This window comes from Virgibacillus dokdonensis (assembly GCF_900166595.1).
Taxonomy (GTDB): domain Bacteria; phylum Bacillota; class Bacilli; order Bacillales; family Amphibacillaceae; genus Virgibacillus; species Virgibacillus dokdonensis.
In genome coordinates, this window is sequence record NZ_LT745752.1 from 1 (window position 1) to 1027 (window position 1027).

Below are 1027 nucleotides of genomic sequence, written 5' to 3' on the forward strand. Positions count from 1 at the left end.
GCAATAGCCAATCATGCGATGTTCGGATAACCCAATTAGAAAGATTTTTATCATTTGTATTCAGGCCGTAACGTTCCCATTCTTTTACTTGCCGGTAAAGGGGTACGTATTGCATGAATTTATCATAGATGACTTTGGCTAGAACGCTGGGACTAGCGATACTTCGCTGAATGACTGGTTGCGGTGCTTTGCCACGTTCAATTTGCGCTGGCTGGAATGCATCACCTTTACAGTTTTTACATTCATAGGCATGTTCTACGTGTTGCACTTTCCTCATTTTCGCAGGAATAAAGGTTGCTTCTTCACGCACCATGGTGCCGTCAATCTCAACCATTTGACGATTGCAACACGTACAGTTTGTATTTTTTGGATGATGGTGGATCACTTCTACCTCGACATCAGCACGTAATGAATCATTTCGTTTTTTTTGAACCTTTCGTACAACAGTATAAGAAATCGTCTGTTGGCTTTGTTCTTCTGTCTGCTCAGAATCGGTAAAAGTTGAATCATCATCAAATAAGGAGGTCTGCCCATCAGGCGCATTATATTTCGATTTCTCTGTTTTAGCTCCATATAAAAGCTTTGTTAAATGGCGAACTTGCTCGGTTAACACTTTAACCTGTTCCGATAATTCTTTGTTTTGTTGATTAGAAAGATCCAATTGTTCTTCAAGAAGCCGAATTAATTTATCGGATGGATTCTCATGATTAGAAGAAGTATTAACCATCCAGTTCACCACTTTCCGTTCGAATTTAAGGTAGTTATAGTATACCATGTTGAACGTAAGAGTGAAGCATTTGTAGTAATTTTAGAACAAACTTTTTGGTGATTGTTGAATCGCCTTTGGCTGCTGCATGGATAAACCTTCGAGTAACCATCGAAGTTCTTGTTGCGATAGATTTCGCATCTCATTTTCGTTTTTGGGCCATTGAAGTTTTCCGTTATCTAAACGTTTATACAGCATGGCAAAGCCATTGCCATCAAAATATAAACATTTATATCGGTCCTTACTCCAGCCGGAAAATAA

At 38.9% G+C, this 1027-nt stretch carries 2 protein-coding genes; both read right to left on the bottom strand.

Translation table 11 applies throughout. The annotated features are described in order from the left end of the window. Positions 1-727 (bottom strand): IS66 family transposase (locus B2C77_RS00375; RefSeq protein WP_141130624.1); only part of this gene is annotated, 727 nt, incomplete at its 3' end. A gap of 81 nt (positions 728-808) precedes the next feature. Next, positions 809-1027: IS66 family insertion sequence element accessory protein TnpB (gene tnpB, locus B2C77_RS00380; protein ID WP_077701815.1), on the bottom strand; the 219-nt coding region annotated here is incomplete at its 5' end.